General features: G+C 44.5%; 19 protein-coding genes and 1 tRNA gene. 5 read left to right on the top strand and 15 right to left on the bottom strand.

Annotated elements, in window-relative coordinates; all coding sequences use genetic code 11:
• Positions 1-71 precede the first annotated feature (71 nt).
• The gene (gene plsY, locus OC187_RS01870) at positions 72-656 is read left to right on the top strand and encodes a glycerol-3-phosphate 1-O-acyltransferase PlsY (protein ID WP_263008533.1); all 585 of its coding nucleotides are present in this window, start codon (positions 72-74) and stop codon (positions 654-656) included.
• On the opposite strand, the gene ruvC is transcribed toward plsY, so the two are convergent.
• The 3 genes from ruvC to hemE form a co-directional block, all read right to left on the bottom strand.
• Complete coding sequence (gene ruvC / locus OC187_RS01865; protein ID WP_262997562.1) at positions 653-1,144, bottom strand: crossover junction endodeoxyribonuclease RuvC; 492 nt, start codon at positions 1,142-1,144, stop codon at positions 653-655. The two genes, plsY and ruvC, sit on opposite strands and share 4 nt — an antisense overlap.
• Before the next feature lie 20 nt (positions 1,145-1,164).
• A complete protein-coding gene (locus OC187_RS01860; protein ID WP_263008532.1) occupies positions 1,165-1,986 on the bottom strand; it encodes a cytochrome c oxidase subunit 3 in 822 nt (273 codons plus the stop codon).
• A 61-nt stretch (positions 1,987-2,047) separates the two neighbouring features.
• On the bottom strand, positions 2,048-3,100 hold the full coding sequence (hemE, locus tag OC187_RS01855) for a uroporphyrinogen decarboxylase (protein WP_262997564.1): 1,053 nt from the start codon (positions 3,098-3,100) through the stop codon (positions 2,048-2,050).
• 397 nt (positions 3,101-3,497) lie between these two features.
• Between hemE and OC187_RS01850 the strand changes: the two genes are divergently transcribed.
• Entirely contained in the window at positions 3,498-4,358 is an 861-nt protein-coding gene (locus OC187_RS01850) for a hemolysin family protein (protein WP_262997600.1), read from the top strand.
• An 11-nt stretch (positions 4,359-4,369) separates the two neighbouring features.
• On the opposite strand, the gene OC187_RS01845 is transcribed toward OC187_RS01850, so the two are convergent.
• On the bottom strand, positions 4,370-4,798 hold the full coding sequence (locus OC187_RS01845; protein ID WP_263008531.1) for an HK97 family phage prohead protease: 429 nt from the start codon (positions 4,796-4,798) through the stop codon (positions 4,370-4,372).
• Between the two features lie 21 nt (positions 4,799-4,819).
• On the bottom strand, positions 4,820-6,010 hold the full coding sequence (locus tag OC187_RS01840) for a phage portal protein (RefSeq protein ID WP_262997566.1): 1,191 nt from the start codon (positions 6,008-6,010) through the stop codon (positions 4,820-4,822).
• Positions 6,011-6,096: 86 nt separating this feature from the next.
• Between OC187_RS01840 and OC187_RS01835 the strand changes: the two genes are divergently transcribed.
• Both OC187_RS01835 and nadA read left to right on the top strand, forming a co-directional pair.
• Positions 6,097-6,891, top strand: a complete 795-nt coding sequence (locus OC187_RS01835) for a methyltransferase domain-containing protein (protein ID WP_263008530.1) — start codon at positions 6,097-6,099, stop codon at positions 6,889-6,891.
• Between the two features lie 43 nt (positions 6,892-6,934).
• A complete protein-coding gene (gene nadA, locus OC187_RS01830) occupies positions 6,935-7,870 on the top strand; it encodes a quinolinate synthase NadA (protein ID WP_262997568.1) in 936 nt (311 codons plus the stop codon).
• A gap of 28 nt (positions 7,871-7,898) precedes the next feature.
• On the opposite strand, the gene OC187_RS01825 is transcribed toward nadA, so the two are convergent.
• Positions 7,899-8,270 (bottom strand): ferredoxin family protein, encoded by a 372-nt coding sequence (locus OC187_RS01825; protein ID WP_262997569.1) that lies wholly within the window; start codon positions 8,268-8,270, stop codon positions 7,899-7,901.
• Between the two features lie 121 nt (positions 8,271-8,391).
• On the opposite strand from OC187_RS01825, the gene ilvC reads away from it, so the two are divergent.
• Complete coding sequence (gene ilvC, locus OC187_RS01820) at positions 8,392-9,375, top strand: ketol-acid reductoisomerase (RefSeq protein ID WP_262997570.1); 984 nt, start codon at positions 8,392-8,394, stop codon at positions 9,373-9,375.
• A gap of 13 nt (positions 9,376-9,388) precedes the next feature.
• Here ilvC and OC187_RS01815 read toward each other — a convergent pair whose 3' ends face one another.
• The 9 genes from OC187_RS01815 to OC187_RS01775 form a co-directional block, all read right to left on the bottom strand.
• On the bottom strand, positions 9,389-11,851 hold the full coding sequence (locus OC187_RS01815; protein ID WP_262997571.1) for a type IV secretory system conjugative DNA transfer family protein: 2,463 nt from the start codon (positions 11,849-11,851) through the stop codon (positions 9,389-9,391).
• Positions 11,852-11,898: 47 nt separating this feature from the next.
• Positions 11,899-12,897 (bottom strand): P-type DNA transfer ATPase VirB11, encoded by a 999-nt coding sequence (gene virB11, locus OC187_RS01810; protein ID WP_262997572.1) that lies wholly within the window; start codon positions 12,895-12,897, stop codon positions 11,899-11,901.
• A 60-nt stretch (positions 12,898-12,957) separates the two neighbouring features.
• A complete protein-coding gene (locus OC187_RS01805; protein ID WP_262997573.1) occupies positions 12,958-14,289 on the bottom strand; it encodes a TrbI/VirB10 family protein in 1,332 nt (443 codons plus the stop codon).
• Positions 14,290-14,304: 15 nt separating this feature from the next.
• Entirely contained in the window at positions 14,305-15,162 is an 858-nt protein-coding gene (virB9, locus tag OC187_RS01800) for a P-type conjugative transfer protein VirB9 (RefSeq protein ID WP_317618997.1), read from the bottom strand.
• Positions 15,149-15,838 carry a VirB8 family type IV secretion system protein gene (locus OC187_RS01795; protein WP_262997575.1) on the bottom strand — a complete coding sequence of 230 codons (690 nt, stop codon included), beginning with the start codon at positions 15,836-15,838 and terminating at the stop codon, positions 15,149-15,151. Before OC187_RS01795 ends, virB9 begins: the two co-directional genes overlap by 14 nt.
• 120 nt (positions 15,839-15,958) lie before the next feature.
• The gene (locus tag OC187_RS01790; protein WP_262997576.1) at positions 15,959-17,047 is read right to left on the bottom strand and encodes a GTP cyclohydrolase II; all 1,089 of its coding nucleotides are present in this window, start codon (positions 17,045-17,047) and stop codon (positions 15,959-15,961) included.
• A 15-nt stretch (positions 17,048-17,062) separates the two neighbouring features.
• Positions 17,063-17,151, bottom strand: a tRNA-Leu gene (locus OC187_RS01785).
• A gap of 82 nt (positions 17,152-17,233) precedes the next feature.
• Positions 17,234-18,334 (bottom strand): methyltransferase, encoded by a 1,101-nt coding sequence (locus OC187_RS01780; protein ID WP_262997577.1) that lies wholly within the window; start codon positions 18,332-18,334, stop codon positions 17,234-17,236.
• A 65-nt stretch (positions 18,335-18,399) separates the two neighbouring features.
• Positions 18,400-18,919 (bottom strand): hypothetical protein (locus OC187_RS01775; protein WP_263008529.1); only part of this gene is annotated, 520 nt, incomplete at its 5' end.

Genomic DNA, 18,919 nt, shown 5'->3' with positions numbered 1-18,919 from the left:
GTATTTTCCATGGATAAACCCCTCCTAAGATGTATACTATATCACCATTTAATAACGAAGTTAATTTACTTATGGGTGATATATCGATAGTCTTAATAATATTAACTTCGTACTTCATTGGTTCGGTACCTTTCTCGTGGATATTAGGAAAGTTTTTTTTAAAAGTTGATATTAAGAAGGTTGGATCAGGGAATAGTGGATCTACAAACGTCTTTAGAATTAATAAAAAAATCTCAATTCTAGCCCTATCGCTTGATATAGCTAAATCTGCATTAGTTACTCTATTTTTAAAGGTAAATGGTTTTACAAAAGAGATTACCTACCTCATAGGATTTATATCGGTTTTTGGTCATATATTTCCGGTATGGTTTAGATTTAAGGGAGGTAAGGGAATAGCTTCAACTATTGGGGTAATTATGGTTTTAAATACAGAAATGTTTTACCTATTTATAGCAACATGGGTAGTTTTTTTTGTAATATACCGATACTCCTCATTATCTTCGATATTAGCAATTTTAATATCATGCTCTCACTGCTTAATTATTGAGGATATTATACCCTCAATAGTATACCTAATAACCTCTATAGTCATAATATGGAAGCATAAAGAGAATATAATTCGGATAAAAAACGGGGTAGAGAGTAAGTTATTCTAATAATTGTAAATCTTAGCAACTCTACTGTTATATATATGACACAGAGCAGCTGCCATCGCGTCAGATGAGTGGTGGATAATCTTTATCTCTTGGGGAATTTTAAGTGAATTCCTTACCATAAAGGAAACCTGATTTTTAGGTGCCATACCATTTCCAGTAATACACTTCTTGATCATAGTTGATGAATATTCGAATATCTTAACACCTCTAGACATAATAGAAATTGTAGAGGCTGCCCTCGCATAACATAAGGAAATAGAAGACTTCGGATTTGAATTTATAAACACCTTTTCAATTGAAGCCTCTTCAACTTGATACGAATTAAGAATAGAAAGAAGTGAGTTGTATATTTTATATATTTTTTCGTTTTCCTTACAAACCTCACGTGTGGAGATCACCCCACTATCGAGAAGACATATGGAATCAATCCCTAAACTAGAAACAACACTCCAACCAGTGAACTCAAGGCCGGGATCTATACCGAGCACAATCACATTAATATAAAAAATTACGAGCTAAGAACATATAAAAAAATAAATAGGAATAACCAAACAACATCAATAAAGTGCCAATACCAAGCTGCACACTCAAACCCTATATGGCATTCACTAGAAATTTGCCCTTTTTTCATCCTTATAAAGCACACAATTAAGAAAATTACTCCAAGTAGTACATGTATTCCATGGAAACCAGTTGTCATATAAAAGTTCGATGAATATATAGACTTTCCACCAATCTCCATGAACTTAAAATCGAGATGTGTATACTCTATAAACTGAAATAATAGAAAAGTTGTCCCTAGTAGTATGGTGTACATTAACATCCTAGAAGAGGATTTTATATCATCCTTAAGAAGGAAGTGATGAGACCAAGTTAATGTACTTCCGGAGAGAAGTAGGGTTATAGTATTAAAAAACGGAATTGACCATGGGTTAACAGTATTTATCCCTTCTGGAGGCCATGAAGTTGCTATCTTATTAGAAAAATCGACTAAATTATATATAGGAAAAAGCCATGCTTTAAAAAAGGACCAAAAAAAAGCAAAAAAAAACATAGTCTCAGAGAGTATCATGATGGCAAGCCCAATCCTGAGACCATGCTTCACTACATTAGTGAAGCACTTATCCCTTATTGCTTCAAGAATGACATCACCCCACCAACAACACAGTACTAACACAGTAAGAGATACCCCAATTGGGAGAATAATAATCCCATATTGATCTTGATGTATTACCTTTACAGCCCCCAGCGCAGAGAAGAACGAACACAGGGACAATAGTATGGGCCATGGACTCTGGGAGAGTATATGGTGTTCATGCTTCTTTTTCATCTATGACACGCAAAGCAGTAGGAGAAACCTATATACCAACGATAGTTAGTGTCAAGTTTATTCATTGAAGATCATAGCTAATCTTCCTAATAGAATTAATTAGATCCTCAACGTTCTGTATTGGAGTTTCTGGGAGAATCCCATGTCCTAGATTAAATATTAGTGGTTTATTCCCTAATTCCTTAACAATCTTTAGAGAGTGATCTTTAGATAATTCCTTGTTATAAGCGAGTAAGAATGGGTCCAAATTTCCCTGTACGACACCACTTATATTGCTACTTATCCAAGTTAATGGGATACTATAATCAACGCTAGTGGCTGAAACACCAGTTTCATCAGAATACCTTTTATACATAACTCCAGCTCCCTTTGGAAATCCTATGATTGGAAATCCTGGATATTTAGAATGTATAGAGTCTACTATCCTTTTTGTTGGAAGGATAACAAACTCTTCAAATAATTCGACTGGAAGTACGCTTGCAGAACTATCAAATAATTGAATCACATCTACGCCACTTTCAATTTGTTTGATTAAGTAGTGAGATGTAAAATCAGTTAATAAGTTAATTAACTGTGTAATTTCATCTTCATGAGTAGAGTTGGAATCCGTATAGTATCTTGATTTTCTGATTTTGAAAAAGTTATTCTCCTTTCCTAGAATGTAGGTTGCCAATGTCCATGGTGATCCGGCAAATCCTATTAGGGTTTTGTCTATACTTAGAGATTTTCTAACCCTACTAATACCACTAAATATTGGTTGGAGGTTTTTGATAGCTTCGTCAGTTGAGTTTTGGTGAAAGATACCTCCTACTTTAGGTCCTGATCCTCTGATAAAATCTATTTCATATCCTAAAGCATGTGGAACTACCATAATATCGGAGAATATTATCGCAGCGTCGATATCAAATCTCTTTATAGGTTGTAGGGTTATTTCTTCCACAATATCTGGAGTGTAGCATGCCTCAAGGAAGTCGTGAAACCCGTTCATGGATTTATGGTATTCCGGGAGGTAGCGTCCAGCCTGCCTCATGAACCATATTGGGATTTTTTCCTGTCTTTTTTTCTGAGTGAGAACCCGTTCGAGCACTCTACTTTGTTTTTTTGAATTAAACATAAATAATCTTCCTTATCTATAACTATAGTTTATTTATACCTGTTGATTATGTGGATAACTGGGAATGACGCAAAATTCTGCTTAGGGTAGCGTGGGGTTTTTTGTGGATAAATTTGTTAGTAAAGTATCTAAGCTACTGATTTTATGCGAGAATTTATGTTCATAAAATATATGTGAATTGTGTTGATAACTACGGGGAGAAAAATTGTTTCTACAGCGTTAAACTTAGGAGTTTTTCTAAGAACTCTGTGTATAACTTCTTGTTGTTATGTGAATATCTTTTATTAACTATTCGTTTACATTGTTATCAACACAGTTATACAGACAACTTTGTATGGAAAGTGGGGGTTTTCGGGGTATACTCTGGGACCCTTAGGTGATCTCGGTTTTTGATTCGATGGGAAGTAAGATTTCTGAGGAGAGTGAGGGCGGAATTATTCCCATGTTGAGTAGTGTGAGGTCTTACTTCTATTCTTTTATTCTCGGCAAACTTCCTGGATTTAAGGAGTTTGTGAGAAATGAAATAATGGTGGGTAGTATATTACACTTTGATGGCTCTAACATCATGAGCAACGTCATTAGACTAGATGAGTGCTCAGTAAAAGACATTATGGTTCAAAGATCTGAAATACTCGCCTTAGGAATTGATGACGATAACCTATTGGTAAAGGTATTAAAGAGCCAGCATACCAGGGTACCGATCTATAAGGATAACATTGATAATATCATCGGGTTTATCCACATCAAGGATATTATGTCGAGGGAAGGCCTGGATTTTAATGTCAAGGACATCATACATAATGTGATGTATGTTCCACATTCCATGAAAGCTGCGAATCTCTTCATAAAGATGCAATCCTCACGCGTACATATGGCGATTGTGTTGGATGAGTACGGAAGCACAGATGGGTTGGTCACAATGGCGGATATAATCGAGGAGATCGTTGGCGATATAGAGGATGAACACGATGTTCCATCGATTCCCGATATTGTCAATATTTCTAATAATAAGATTGAAGTCAATGCAAGGGTGCTAGTTCGTACCTTAGAGCAGTCACTTAGAATTGCGCTCAGGGATTCTGAGGAGGAGGAGTATGTTACCGTTGGGGGTCTAATCCTCGCAATGGTTGGAAGAGTTCCAATTGTGGATGAGGTTTTTCACCATAAGAGCGGGGCATCTTTTTTGATTAAAGAAGTAGATAGCCGGTGCATATACAGGGTGGTTATTGATCTTAGTAATGTTCCCAGAAACCAATAAGCACACTCCATTTAAAGCAATTTCACCTCACTTATTTTCGCCAGATTGTTTGCTGGAAATGTTACTAAGCTAACTTCCCATAAATCTATTTTTGAGATTACCCTGATTGAAGATGTACTATTTCCCTCCACTTGTATTACTCTATACCCTATGGATAAGGAATTTATGCTACCATCCAGTATAAGCGAGTAGATCTCTCTTGCTCTTCTAAGCGCTAGGTTTAGTTTTGCAACGACAAGTAATCCGAAATTATCTTCCTCAGATTTCAGTATTTTTCCTATGGGCTCATTAACACTATGCTGCCATAGTAGAGCAATTCTTCTTCTTTTAATAGAGTGTAGAAAAGCTCCGGGTTTTATAACATCGTTATGGGCGTCGATTCTATTGAAAACACTCGCGTAACCAGAGAACCTCCCAGGCTCCTTTCCATGAGTTGTCATATGTATACAGTTTAATGGTAATTATTCTTCGAGGGAATTACCCCCATTTATGGGGGGTAGCCCAAATAGGGACCTTTTTTCGTTAATAGTCATAAAGGTTGCATTTTGCACATACTGCCAAAGTCTTTGTCTTTTTTCTGTGAGGACACTAATTGATTCTTTATCATAAGACAGGAACATATTGCTGCCGTACTTCGGCACTAACCATGAGTTTAGGTGCGCAATTATACTTTCTAGATTGGGGATGATTGTCTGTTCCCATAATGCAAGCCTGGCTTCTGAGAGATTACTGTAGGTGTTATCTCCAGGGATTCCAAGTAGTTGTGGGGGAACCCCGAAAGCTAGAGCGATCTCCCTTGCAGAGATGTTTTTCGACTCAATAAAATCCATGTCTTTGGGAGACAGACTCATTTCTTTCCACTCTAATCCTCCCTCTAGTAAAATAGGCCTTCCAGAGTTTCTTGGCCCCGTGTAAAAATCCTCAATTTGGGTTTTTAGTCTTTGGTATTGCTCTTTTGTCAATATACTATTTTTTTCGTCCTTGGTCTTTACAATTAAAGCGCCGCTAGGGCGAGCTCCGTTCTGGAGCATAGCCTGGTTCCAGGAGCCAGCCTGGTTGTGTTGGTCTATACTATAGGAAGCTGCTTCTATTGTTGAGAGTCCGTACCAGTCGTTAAGAGGATGAAAGTTTTTCAGATGTAATAGATCATGTTGATTTGTTGACCTATTGACTTTAAACTCGTGCACCCTGTCATTTACGTGGTAGCGATAGGTTATGACATCGCAATCCGTCTTTGTGACGATTTCTACTCTATCTGGTCTGAGTAAATATAACTCCTTGGGAAGCATGTCCTGGTTTTCAATGGATAGGATGTAAGAGTTTCCACTGATGAGCCTGTAAGTTACTATTCCTTCTATTAACTCAGATCTTGTCATGGTGTTATTAGGGCGGGATAGTAATTTCAATATGGGGTGATTGAATATCTGAAAAATACCCCCTTTTGTGCTTCTGTGTAGGGTTATATTCACGGATCCAGCGGCAGAGGCGACCATGTGAATGGATCTAAAAGCTATTACATTTTTGATATACCCATTTCTAGCAAAATTTTTGTAATCTCGCTCACCCCATGAAGCCTCTCCACGGCATTCTAGAAATACCGAGGATAAACCTACATCATTATTTTTGTTAAAAAGTCTAAAAGACCCTTGCATATAAAAACTACGGCTTTATTGGTAATGTTAACGGCCCCACCATATGTACCGGAAGCAATTTTAGTTATTTGTGCAGTGCGTATATCGTGGAGTCTGTTACAATGTCTGACATGCTAGGCCAAGACGTTAAATGCACTGGGGTAAGGGGGTCGTTCGACAGAGCAGCGCACTCTTATGACGGGTTTTCCACTATTCAGCGGAGTGTAGCGAAAGAACTTTGCGCCCTCATAGGTGATATTGATGATGCAGATACAATACTGGATGTGGGCTGCGGTACTGGGCATGTGGGTTCTGAAATTAGTAATCGCGGTAGGCTTTTTCAGATAGACATTTCTGAGAAAATGTGCGGTGTGGCCAGTGGAAAGAATTTTGGTTTTACCATAAACTGCGACATGCAAGCCATGCCGTTTCCCGCCAATTTTTTTAGTGTGGTGGTATCCTCCATGGCTGTTCATTGGGCTCAAGACATCTGCGCTTCTCTGCATGGTATGTTGAGGGTGTTGAGCGGGACAGGGCGAGGGCTGTTTATTAGTGTTCCGGTACGGGGCACCCTTGAAGAGCTATCAGTTTGTGAAAGGCTAGTGAATCGGGGACAGCGATTCACCTTCCGTGACACTAAGTTTTTTACGGAGATTATTTCCTCACTGGGGGGTAAAGTTGAGTATGTGCAGTGTAAGGAGTACACATTAAAACACAAAACGTGTATTCAGCTACTTAGCTCAATTACCAAAACCGGCGCTCAGTTTTTTGGAGGCAAGGCGGGAACCGCGCGAGACATTTTGGATGTATGCCGAACGTACAGTAATCTGTTTTCTCGTGATGGGATGGTGGTTAGTTCTTGGAATGTAGCTTATTTTATTATAAAAAAGCAATTTTACTGATATCATACCAGCAGCGTTTTGTGCCAAAGACGTATTTGCTATCATGCCTGGCGACTATCGCGACCTCTCACACGCAATAAGGGATATTTCTAGGGCGAAAAATGCCGTTATTCTGGCCCACTACTACCAGGATGATGAAGTCCAGGAAGTAGCAGATTTTGTTGGAGATTCTCTGGATCTGTCAAAAAAAGCTGCGGCAACAGATGCTGATATTATTGTTTTTTGTGGCGTCTTTTTTATGGCAGAGGTTGCCAAGATTCTGAACCCAAGCAAAAAGGTAATAATTCCAGATTTGAACGCCGGATGCTCGCTGGCTGATTCTTGTAGGGGGGAGGACTTTGAGAAGTTTCGTCGTGCACACGAAGACCATTTTGCTGTTACATATATCAACTCCTCGGCTGAAGTGAAGTGTCACTCAGATATAATCTGTACCTCCTCCAATGCTGTAAAGATAATCAATAGTATACCAAGGGATAAGAGGATATTATTTGCTCCAGACCGATTTTTGGGTGAATTTCTTAAACAGAGGACGGGAAGAGACATGCTATTATGGCACGGGAGCTGCATAGTGCATGAAAGCTTCTCCGAGAGCAGCCTGATTGGCCTGGCTACTAAGTACAAAGATGCGCACATCATAGCACATCCTGAGTGCCCCGGTAATCTACTACGACATGCTCACTACATTGGCTCTACCACGCAGCTTATACACTACACAGCTGTGCGCCCGGGATCAAAATTCATAGTACTTACCGAGGAGGGAATTATTTATCGAATGAAGAAAGCATCCCCAGGGAGCGAATTTTATGTAGTTGGCTCTCACAAGGGTTGTGAGTCCTGTAGCAAGTGTCCGCATATGCGGCTCAATACTCTGGAAAAATTGCATAAGTGCATCGTGGCAGAACTACCTGAGGTGACTATGAGGGAAGAAATAATTGCTGGAGCAAGAAAACCAATAGAAGCAATGATGCGCGCGTCCTGATCTCAGAAACAACCCACTTAGCGAAAGGCTAGAGATTTTCGTTGAAGTACTGAGCCTTATTTAGATCGTCTTTATACTGTTCTGCCTCTTCCATAGGGGGTTTCGAAGAAGTAATGTTTTTCCACTTTTTTGAGAACTCCGCATTTATTTTGTGAAAGTTCTGTAGGTTCTTTTGGTATTCATTCAGTGTGCTTTCGTCGCTGGAGAGAACCTCTTCTATGAATTCATCGCTCACTATGGCATCTACTGGACATTCGGGTATACATACACCACAGTCTATGCACTGGTCTGGGTCAATTACCAACATGTTCTTCCCTTCGTAGAAGCAGTCTACTGGGCATACCTCAACGCAGCTGGTATACTTGCACCTTATGCATCTATCTGTTACAAAGTGAGTCATGAGGACTAAGGGGTTAAGTGCCGGTTTCCATGATACTCAACTGTCACAAAAAGGTAAAGGCAATTACGGGGCGGTGTAGATGTGCACATGGCTGTCTGTGTGAGTTCGTCCTACTTGCCGGGTGGCTGTAGTGGTTAAGGTGTACTCACACAGTGAACATGAGTTCCTGAAAAATAAGAAGTTCTGTATTGTGGGCTACGGCTCCCAAGGTATGGCGCAGGCCTTGAATCTCCGTGACAGCGGAGTGGGGGATATCACCATCGTTCTCTATGAGGGCTCCAAAAGCATTAGTATAGCAAAAGAAGATGGCTTTGCCGTCGACACTACGGGAAGTTCAGTTAAACATGCTGACGTAGTAGTAATGCTAGCTTCTGATGAGCTACACAAAGAAATATGCGAAAAAACTTTGTCTGCACATTTCAGACCGGGACAGGTGGTTATATTTGCACATGGATTCAGTGTACTGTATGGCCTGGTTGAGTTACCGGAATTTGTGGATGTGTGCATGGTATCCCCAAAGTCGGTGGGCGCCGAGGTACGTAGGCGATACCTGGCACGTAACGGAGTGGTGTGTTTTGTTTCTGTGATGCGCGATAGTAGCGGCATTGCACGCATGGTGGCTGATTCTTATGTTTCTGCAATAGCTCATGGTAATACGATTATAGAGACTACCTTCAAAGAAGAAGTTGAAGCTAATCTGTTTTCGGAGCAAGTAGTTTTGTGCGGTGGCCTTCCTTCCTTCATAAAGTGCGCGTTTGAAACCGCGGTAGAGTCGGGTATATCGCCAGAGCTAGCATATCTTGGTTGCCTGCACGAAGTTAAGTTGATTGCTGATCTAATGTATCGTAAGGGGCTATATGGGATGCTGAGCAACGTTTCCAGAGTGGCGGGGTACGGAGCCAGTATTGTTGGAGACCTACTAATCAACGATGAAGTTAAACACAGGATGCGTGAGACTCTAGATAGAATACAAAGTGGCGAGTTCTTTAACCAACTTGCTGGCGAGATGGACCTTGGTCAGGTCACGAACAAACACTTGGATAAGCTGAAAGACCACCCCATTGAAGTGGTGGGAAGAAGGCTACGTGATCTGATGCAAGTTTAGCCCACTCCAGAGATCACGTATCGTCCTTATTACGTGTGTCGTCATACCCTTCCTCTGAGTGTTGTGGCTGGGTGCTATCCTCGTCGTGTATTTCATCTTCCTCATACGGTGGATTGTAGTTGTGTAGCAACTCATCGCTGTCTTCCCCGCCATAGATGGCTTCTTCAGGCTCTGTGCCACCATGTTCATCATCTGTGCCGTCTTCCCCGCCATAGATGGCTTCTTCGGGTTCTGCGCCACCATGTTCATCATCTGTGTCTTGTAGCGGGAGCGGGGTATCCTCACCAGTAATTTCCTCTTCTGTATACATCTGTGGGTCTTCGTCATACCCTCCGTCGTCAAGATATGCGCTACCAGCATTGCCCTCAGCGCCGTCTACACTTTCCGTACCACTCTCTAGATTGTCCTCGCCACCATAATCGTTCTCACTGCCCCAATCGTCGTTTTCATAATTCTCGTCTTCGGTGTACTCCCCACCGCTTCCATCATCTATGTCGTCTAAGCCGCCTGCATCCAGGAATTCGTCTTCTCCCTCTATTTCATCTAGGCCTTCAGCATACTCGTCATCTGGGCCGTAATCATAGTCTTGTGGGTACTCTCCGAACTCATCATAACTCGCTTCCTCATCGTAATGCTCTGGTTCCTGAGCACTTTCATGCGTCAGCGCAGGTTGCTCTCTTTCCTCTTCGGCCGGTGGTGCTTCTTCAGCTACTGCGTCTTCCTCGCTCAGAGTGCCACTTCCCCCCCGCGCGGTTTCAGGATTGTATGGCTCCTGTGTTGGTACGAAGGTGCTCTTGAGAAGCTTCTTGGTGAAGAACTTATCCTCATAGTACCTGATCTTTTTCGACTTTATAGGGTAAGTGGACTCAATTAGTAAAATCTGCTCATCCTTTGGCAACATGATAACTTCCTGCGGAAGTAATAATGCCCTTTGTGTATCTGAGATGTGCAAAGACCGCGATGCTGGGTTTAAATCCAAAAATTTCGGTCTATTCAGCGATTCTTGGCTCACAGTTTTATTGCCGATGAGCTGCGAGATCAGGTTTGCAGTTTCAATATTATTCGCAGCAAACGTAATTCTATAGGTGGAGTTTGAAAGGAAGGAGTTCATTCCTGCCTCTTCGTATATACCCTTCAGCTGCTCTGTATCTTGTATTATGAGAAACAACCTGACCTTATAACCGCGAAAATACGCAATACCAGTCTGAAATTGTTCCATCTTACCCAAGGTAGGGAACTCATCCATCATAAACAACACACCGTATGGCTCATCGTCTGATGGGAGCGCCCTACACAAAAACTCTGTTGCCTGTTGGTAGAACACCTGCATTAAGGGCCTGAGTCTGGTTAGGTTGTCGGGAGTCACCCCGACGTACACCGTGATCTTCTTTTTCTTGAACTCCTGTATGTTGAAGTCACTAGATGCTGTGGCAGTATCAATTAGAGGGTTGGCCCACAGCTCCAGGGATGAGTTCATCGTTGATATCACCCCAGACCGTTCTTTATCAGCCTTCTGTAGGAACGCTGCGATATTCATGTACGCCACGGGGTGGATTTTTTTCCCTATTGTATCCAGTACTACTGCCAAGTTGTACACCACGTCATCGCTACGCATGGTCCTCACAACTTCGCCGAACGACTTAACCTTTTCTGGGACTGCTAGCAGATACAATACAACCCCTACGAACAGACTACGTGCTTCGTTGTACCAAAAATCCTGTTCTGGCATGATGAGGTTCGCAATTTTCTGCACATCGTCCACCATTTGACCGGGTTTTTTACTTATCCAGTCTAGGGGGTTATAACAATGGCTTATGCCGTCTGGCTGGGCAGGATTCCATACATAGACCTCCTGGCCTATTTTCTTGCGCCACCCACTGGTAATATCATAGTTTTCCAGCTTGATGTCATGCACAACAAGCGAGTCTTCCCAAAACAGAAGGTTTGGTATTACAAATCCCACACCCTTACCTGAACCCGTAGGCGCGAAGAGCAAGGCATGCTGGTAGCCATCAGCGACCAAATATCCCCTCTGGTCCTTTCCAAGCAATAACCCCTTCCTGCTTCTGAGACCGATTTTACGTATGTCACGCTCCGATGCCCACCTAGAGTCCCCATGTAGGGCTTCCTTTTTCTTAAAAGGCCTCCAGTCGAGAAGGATATGGCGCAGGTTCCAAAAAACTGTGCCCAAGATGCACAGTGGCGACGCGAAGGATAGCCACAACTTGAGCGAATTAGTAACCCCGTAAAGTTTGGGGTCAGACCACCAACCATGAATGTAGTTGAAAATAGTTGGCCACAACCTCATGGGGAAATCGGATATACTGGGATTCAAGGCGTTGAAATCCAAATACTCCAAGCCCCACATAGAAAGCACAAAAAGTGCTCCAGAGATGTAAAAACAAAACTCCAGGATGAAAAACACCCCGAAGAAGAGAACGAGGATGTTACGTATGTGATTAGAACTACTATGCATGGCTAAACAACGGGAAAACCTGGGTGGTAGACGATGCTGCGGAGAATCTAATCATTGCCTTGTTGATGTTTAGTGAACATAATTTCCGAGATGTACCTCACCCCCCCAGATTCCCTTTTTAGCTGTATTATGACATCTACTATGTTTGTGATATACACCGCTATTTGCTCTGGTGGGAGCCCCAAATCTGCTTGCATTACCATAAGCTTGAGTTGCTCCACAGCCATTCTCGGCGTATCTGCGTGCAAAGTGGAAATAGAGCCCGGGTGACCAGTATTAATTGCTCTCAGAAAGCTAAACGCCTCCGCTCCTCTAAGCTCTCCCACGATTATCCTATCGGGTCTCAACCGCAAGCAGGCCTCTATGAGATCTTGTGTAGTAACCTTAGCGCGTCCCTGACCGCCCTTTGATGCCATCAAATGCGCCTTATTGGGGTGCTCGAGCACTATCTCTCTGGAGTCCTCTACTGTTATTATCCTCTCGTCTTTGGGGATAACCCGCAATGCTGCATTCGTAAACGTGGTTTTCCCCGTGGAGGTACCTCCACTGATAATTATGTTCTTTTTGCTGAGAACGGCGAGTTCTATGAAGGCCTTGATGTCTCCCTTATCTAGGAGCTCGCTCAGCTTTTTGTTTATGTCGGCAGCTTTGCTGTTATGCTGGGCCACATAAGCGAAGGCACCCATTTTCTCGTAGTCCTCGAGCGACAGCTGCACTGTTGACGGCTTTCTTATGGAAAGTACAACCTTATCGCTCTCACACGCGGGGGGAAATACTACCTGTATACGGAACCCATTAGGTAAAGACGCTGATAACAGTGGGGTTTCCTCGCTCAACTTTTGTTCAGTTGCTTGTGCTACTAGCCTGCCAAGCGCCTTGAGATGCGATAATGTTAGGCTCTCAATTCTCTCACGCCTTATCTCCCCCCTGTTTTCCACCCATACCTCACACTCCCTGTTGATGGAGATCTCGTTCACTCCATCTTCTGCGAAGACGCTCTGCAAGGGCTCCAGGTATGTCTCTAACGCTGCATATCCCGCTGTCATAAGCGCACACAACACCCCACACTAAACACTATACACCTCGCACGAACGAGCCCGAGGTAACTACCTTCTAACCGCCTCCCTGGGGAACACTATGTCCTGGTTTACAAATACCTTCATTACAGTTCCCTGGTCAACATAAATGGTCGGCTTGGTAGAGTCCGCATACTTCTTGATTAGAGATTTCATAGATTCAGAGAAGTCCTTCACGGCATCAGAAACAATCCTAACCGGGAGAGTAGTTGACTTCTCCTCCTTCTTCTTTTCCCCTTTCTCCTCAGTGGTATCCTTGATCTCGGATTGCAACGCTGGTATTTTCGAGGTCACAAAGGCAGTGCCGATGGACACCCCAGCGAGCAAAATTGTGGATGTCAGGACGTTCCCCACTTTCGCGTCGATGGCCCCAGAAGTTCCGTTCCTACCCAACTCATCTGTTCCGGCTGAGTTAATTTGAATATCTACGCCGTGGGGCAAGATTACCCTAGACCAACTTACGTTCACTCTAGTGTTATTACCAGACGCATCAAAAAAGTAGCTACCTATTAGTCTGGAACCCTTGGGTATCATGACCATAGTCCCAGCCTCCGCGTATACATCCCTAGATACTATTGCACGCAGTACTCCAGGAATATCTGAATTGATGGCGGTTTCCAGTACCGCGTCTATCATGTGTCCCTGGAGAATCACATATCCTGGATCTCCTACCCTGGTAGCCTTAACACTGGGGGACGAAGTACCATCTAGCGTGCTCCATGTCCTAAAGCGACTGTCAGAGCCCGGCCCCCCACTGTCCTCAGCTGTGCCGCCGGTGCCTCCTCCCCCTAGAACTATCATGGGCGTGCCCCGCTTTTCCCTATCGTAACCTAAGAAGGACGGCATCTGTTCGGGGATACCTCCCCCGCTGCTAGGGCGGTACGGCATCGGTATGCTTTGAGACAGTCTATCTCCCTCCGAGGGGTGACGACGCTGCTCATGTTCTGTGGACTCCGCAGTTGCCGTAGGGGGTAATATCTCCCTGGTTTCCTCCACTGCTGGTTCCTCTTTCTTCTTTCTAGATATCCTGGCAAGTGTTGGAAGCTCAGGTGCAGTAGGCATGACCAGAGGAGGCAACTCAGGTAGCTTGGGTGGAGGAGTCAATATTCTTGGTGCGGTCTCCTGGGCTGGAGCCTCGGCCTCCTTAAGCAACCTATCAACATCCTGCTTCTCTATTGTGGTCTGGGGCTCCTCTGATTTCTCCTTTGTACTGTCCCCACGGAAGAAGGCATAGTAAGCCATTCCAGTTACAGCGAACACTACCACGGCCACGAAAAGCTTCTTGCTTTTGTGCACACCCACTACATTGACGCTTTCCTCTATGCCATCGCCGTAGTTATTACCCTTGGTCTCGTCTGACATTACCTAACTCAACTGTTAATTAAACGCCGTATTTACAACTTCAACGCCACTATTACCGTAGTCAAGGTACAACTGCTTGTGCACTCCCTTGATTATCACATAGCCCTTCAGTAGCAACATCTTGCAGGGAACCTTTTTGCCATGTTTGCCTACCTGGAACACGCGGGGAATCACCTTATTGTTGTTATAGAACTGAAAATACGTAAGCGATCCGTCATCAAAAGTTTGCACTGGAATTACCGTTGCATCAGAACTACTTGCGGAATACACGTAGTTCTTACCTGTGGCGTTTGGCCGTATTGTAACCTCTGCACTATCTGGGCTTTTTGCCAAGCTTGGGATTGACAAATCAACCAGCTCCGAACCCTTGAGGTCAAACTCCCTGTTGGTCTCTGGGTAGTAGAAGCGTACCACATAAGCCAGATCTATTAATGGGGAACTCACCTTTCCTAACTCGTCAGCCACCGTTCTGGATTCTCCCGCATCGGGGCCTGATTTTGAGACTAAATCGAAAGCGTAGCTCCTGCCTTTGTTAGTCTCAACCAGCATGTTGGTTTTACCCTCTCTTTCCAGAGGCATAATAAACAACTTGTTGTCTACGGGTTTAACTTTCCAGTGGGCGCTATCCCCCATAGCCATAACCTTTATGGTTTCCCCCCTGGAGAACTCTATGAACGAGTGATACCCATAGTTAAATACAACCGTGAATATCTCATTAGGACTATAAACGAACGTTTTGATCCTGCTGTCCACAGATATGGGCCTGTCCGCAGATATGGGCACGCCGCCATCTGCGGCGGACTGAGCTGTGCCTCCCGCAAAAACGACGGCCAACATTGCTGAAAACGCAAGCAAGTTTTTATAGAAATTCATCATCTGCCCTATAGTAAGTAATCTGAAATCCCAGAGGGTTCACCTGCCTGTCTTGATCGTTCATCTCAAGAGAAGAATACCTAAAGGAGAGAGTGGCAATCCTGTCCCTCTTGGTAGTAGATCCGTTGTGGTTATTAAACTCCAACGAAAACCTAATCTGCACGTTTCCTGTACTTAGGTGCTGTAGAGAGCGCACCTTCAGGCTCCCAGAGACCGCATCCGAGTATAGTGTCATGGGACTGGAGGGGTTGCTAGGTCGTATCCAGTTGCGAAACTCACCGTAGGTCTCCTGGGAAGAAAGCAACCGCACCCTTGTGTAGTAGTTGTATTGGAAGTTGTTCGGATCGTAGAGCTCTCTTGCCCGGACGTACTCGATTATGAAGTAGTTGCTCAGAACCTCATCAGCGGAGTACTGCTTGACTGTGATTGGGTTGACCAATGTAGTGATTCCAGACTTCTTCTCTATTTCGACCACAAATGGCTCGATTGTTCTTGTTTTTCCTATCCTGAAAATTACAAAAGTGCTTACCGCAATGCAGAACACGGACAGCACAACCAGCAGAAGCAAAACGTTACGCTGGACCACAACAGAGCTGTATCTGTCGTGATACCAGTCATCAGCGCCCGCAGAAGTAGAGGCGCCTCCGTCCTTCTTACCGAAACCGAACATACCCATACAAACCCGCAGAAACCAGCCAGACAAGAGGCGAAACCCTTTCCGGCGACAAAGCCCGCACAATACACGAACACAACCTACAACGCTTTTATTTACATCAAGTTAACGGGAAAAGCACCCTTAATTAACGTGACCGAGGCGCTCTCTCTTCGTTTTGATGTAGCCATCATTGTGCTTATTGGTTTCCACCGAAAGCGGTATCATCTTTGTGACAGTAAACCCATGACTACGCATGCTAGACACCTTGCTGGGGTTGCTGGTGAGCATCTGAAATTCTGAAATCCCTAACTCGTTCAGGATGCTGACTGCTGGTAGGAAGATTCTTTCATCATCGTCGAATCCCAGGAATCTATTTGCATCTATAGTGTCTAGTGAATCCTGGATCTGCAGGTTGTAGGCTCGTATTTTGTTTGCGAGTCCTATTCCCCTTCCTTCCTGCGAGATATACAGCACTATGCCACCGTGTCCACTACCAAGAAACTGTATGGCCCGTAGCAACTGGCTTCGACAATCACACGATAGGCTGCCCAGTAGATCTCCCGTGTAGCAAGATGAGTGCAGCCTGATGATCGGGTTTGTAAAGCTGGGGTTACCTATCACGATTGCGTAGTGCTCTGGCTCCCCCAGGTTTGACCTGTAGACAAAAATCTCGGACTCGAGCGAGCTATGCAGAAAAAGACCCGACTGGCAAACCCTGTGTAACCGGTATTCTTGGCAATAACTAGACAGCGCGTCACATGCTAAATGCAATATGTTGTTCTGCGCGCACCACTGCTCCATTTCTCCATCGTTGGAAAACTCCATGTCCGTGACCAAAGCGGAGGGCAACAGCTTTGCCAATTTCATAAAGTCTATTGCATATCCGTCCAGCGGATTGTCGCTATCCATGATCTGTATACCGGGTGGGAGACTGGTATAGGTGACCAGTGCCGCCGCAATTTCCTCTAGTGTGAGGTTATTTGCTAACACCCTAGACAGCACACGTCTGCCTGTGGTGCAGGCAGTCCTGTTGGCGGTGAGTAGCAAGTACATGTTACTGGAAAACTCAGCAAGTACGGAAAGTGAGTGCTTTTCCAGCAACTCGCTGGAAAAGACCAGCGCATACCTTCCGCCCTGATGGAGCACAACCGGCGCACAACGCCTTATCTCCAATACTAACCTTGCCACAACATTGCTGCCAAAGCCGAAAGCTTTGCCTATTGAACCCATTTGAGACTCACGAGATGGTGCGGTTAAGAAGACTCGAACTTCCAAGGCCTGTTATAGCCACAGCGACCTCAACGCTGCGTGTCTACCATTTCCACCACAACCGCGACAAATACCACGCAATGGTAAGAAAGGCTAGCTTATATGTCAACAACTACGGCGCCGGAGCGCATGAAAAGACACTATAGTTTACTCTTTGCGCTTTGTTGTCTTTCCTTCTGGTGTTGCCACGAGACTATCGTGAGATATTGCGAATAAGAGACCGTCTACCCGGTCTCCGTATATCTTACAGCGGTTTACGTAACTCAAGCGGAGCCCTAGACTTTCTACCTGCTGCTGAACATACGCACCCGAGTGGCAGAAGAAATCTCCCTCCTTGACGAACCTGTAGCCCTGGCCACTACCTTCGCGCACCAATGCTATGATCATACCTCCCTTGGCCAGAGCACCGCTAGTGGCCTTCAGTATTTCTCCTAAGTGCCCTCCCGAGTAGTGCAACACTTCGGTCATTACAATGACGTCATATTTTTTGTTGTTGCCCCGCAGAAACTCACTCATACTCATGCAAAGCAACTCATTATACGCCTGCCTTCCGTTTACGAAGCACTTTCTTGCGATATCCAACATCCTGCGCGATATATCAACGCCGGTTATATGGCGACCTATTCCTTTCATTTTTAGGAACTGTCCACAGACACCAGTACCGCATCCCAGATCCAGCACGTCAAGCTCTGAGATTCTATCCCCCAGAAAATTCATCACTAGGGACCGCACGTATTCGTGTCCCCTGTAGTTTTGGGCGATCAACCAGTGTTCCACGAAGTACTCACTCGTATAGTTGAAGTGCTGCCGTATGATATTTTCGGGTACCTCAGTCACCTTCTCAGGGGCCTCAATTTTCTGTAGGTAATACATGGATTCCTGATGTGACTTATCTAGCAGCAGTGCCCGCTCAAAACTCTTAACTGCTTTTTCTATGTTGCGCAAAACCAGATGGCACCTGCCTATGTTGTAGTGGACATCCGGGAATTTTGGTCTTACCAGACTAATAAACCAGAATCGCGTTTTTGCGTCCTGCACATTACCCCTGTAGAAGTGATATAGTCCCAGGTCCATATTTGTGCACAGCAGACTCTTGGACTTATCGCGCAGGGAGGCAACGCTTTCCTTAATCGACGCACGGCTGCCCTTTACGAGCTCAGCGACTTCTCCTGTGCCTGGGAATGAACAAAAAACCCTCGAACACAACGACCCAACGCCGTCGCCGAAGAAAGAAAGGATTTTCCTCATATTCTACCTAATAGGTAAGACAAAACTCTCCACACCCAAAAAACTGCGAATACCGTCGGTAAGTTCTAAGACAAAATCGAGTTTTTGCAAAGCGCTCTTTGGTGCATTATGGAATCCGTGACATCCAACAACCAGAGCATGCTACCAACCCTACGTCTTTCATTGCCCTTGTACGCGCGACCATCTGGCTTTCTGGACCCTTTTCGTCCGTCGTAGCCGTTAAAATTTGCGGGGACGGCACGATCCCGCTCTGTCAGAGCTTCTTTTGCCTTGTTTCCCTCCAGCAATAGCCACCATGCTATGACTGCAGCAAAGCTCCTGTATCTGTCAGCAGTGATGGAGGCCGCGTACCAGGCACGCTCCAGCGTCTGAAGCGCGAAGAACAATAACGCTATGACCGTGAGCGCTGCACACACCATAAACCTAGCTAACGAGGCTTCCAGAGGCCAATCTCCGGACTTAGTCTCCGATACTTTTATTACCACTGCAGCTAAACACGCCACAGAAACACAAACGAGAGCAGACACAACACACGTTGACACTGCTGCCCTATCCGCAGAAGAAGACTCTTGCATAACACAAAGC

Source organism: Anaplasma capra (assembly GCF_025628805.1).
GTDB classification, from domain to species: domain Bacteria; phylum Pseudomonadota; class Alphaproteobacteria; order Rickettsiales; family Anaplasmataceae; genus Anaplasma; species Anaplasma capra.
This window is presented reverse-complemented; position numbering and strand designations above follow the sequence as displayed.

Bases quoted from the DNA above. Each gene is read 5' to 3' on its own strand.
- OC187_RS01790 (WP_262997576.1), bottom strand. From the start codon at position 17,047: ATGGGTTCAATAGGCAAAGCTTTCGGCTTTGGCAGCAATGTTGTGGCA.
- OC187_RS01805 (WP_262997573.1), bottom strand. From the start codon at position 14,289: ATGTCAGACGAGACCAAGGGTAATAACTACGGCGATGGCATAGAGGAA.
- OC187_RS01845 (WP_263008531.1), bottom strand. From the start codon at position 4,798: ATGACAACTCATGGAAAGGAGCCTGGGAGGTTCTCTGGTTACGCGAGT.
- OC187_RS01840 (WP_262997566.1), bottom strand. From the start codon at position 6,010: ATGCAAGGGTCTTTTAGACTTTTTAACAAAAATAATGATGTAGGTTTA.
- OC187_RS01850 (WP_262997600.1), top strand. From the start codon at position 3,498: ATGGGAAGTAAGATTTCTGAGGAGAGTGAGGGCGGAATTATTCCCATG.
- OC187_RS01780 (WP_262997577.1), bottom strand. From the start codon at position 18,334: ATGAGGAAAATCCTTTCTTTCTTCGGCGACGGCGTTGGGTCGTTGTGT.
- nadA (WP_262997568.1), top strand. From the start codon at position 6,935: ATGCCTGGCGACTATCGCGACCTCTCACACGCAATAAGGGATATTTCT.
- virB11 (WP_262997572.1), bottom strand. From the start codon at position 12,897: ATGACAGCGGGATATGCAGCGTTAGAGACATACCTGGAGCCCTTGCAG.
- OC187_RS01825 (WP_262997569.1), bottom strand. From the start codon at position 8,270: ATGACTCACTTTGTAACAGATAGATGCATAAGGTGCAAGTATACCAGC.
- virB9 (WP_317618997.1), bottom strand. From the start codon at position 15,162: ATGAATTTCTATAAAAACTTGCTTGCGTTTTCAGCAATGTTGGCCGTC.
- plsY (WP_263008533.1), top strand. From the start codon at position 72: ATGGGTGATATATCGATAGTCTTAATAATATTAACTTCGTACTTCATT.
- OC187_RS01795 (WP_262997575.1), bottom strand. From the start codon at position 15,838: ATGGGTATGTTCGGTTTCGGTAAGAAGGACGGAGGCGCCTCTACTTCT.
- hemE (WP_262997564.1), bottom strand. From the start codon at position 3,100: ATGTTTAATTCAAAAAAACAAAGTAGAGTGCTCGAACGGGTTCTCACT.
- OC187_RS01860 (WP_263008532.1), bottom strand. From the start codon at position 1,986: ATGAAAAAGAAGCATGAACACCATATACTCTCCCAGAGTCCATGGCCC.
- OC187_RS01815 (WP_262997571.1), bottom strand. From the start codon at position 11,851: ATGCATAGTAGTTCTAATCACATACGTAACATCCTCGTTCTCTTCTTC.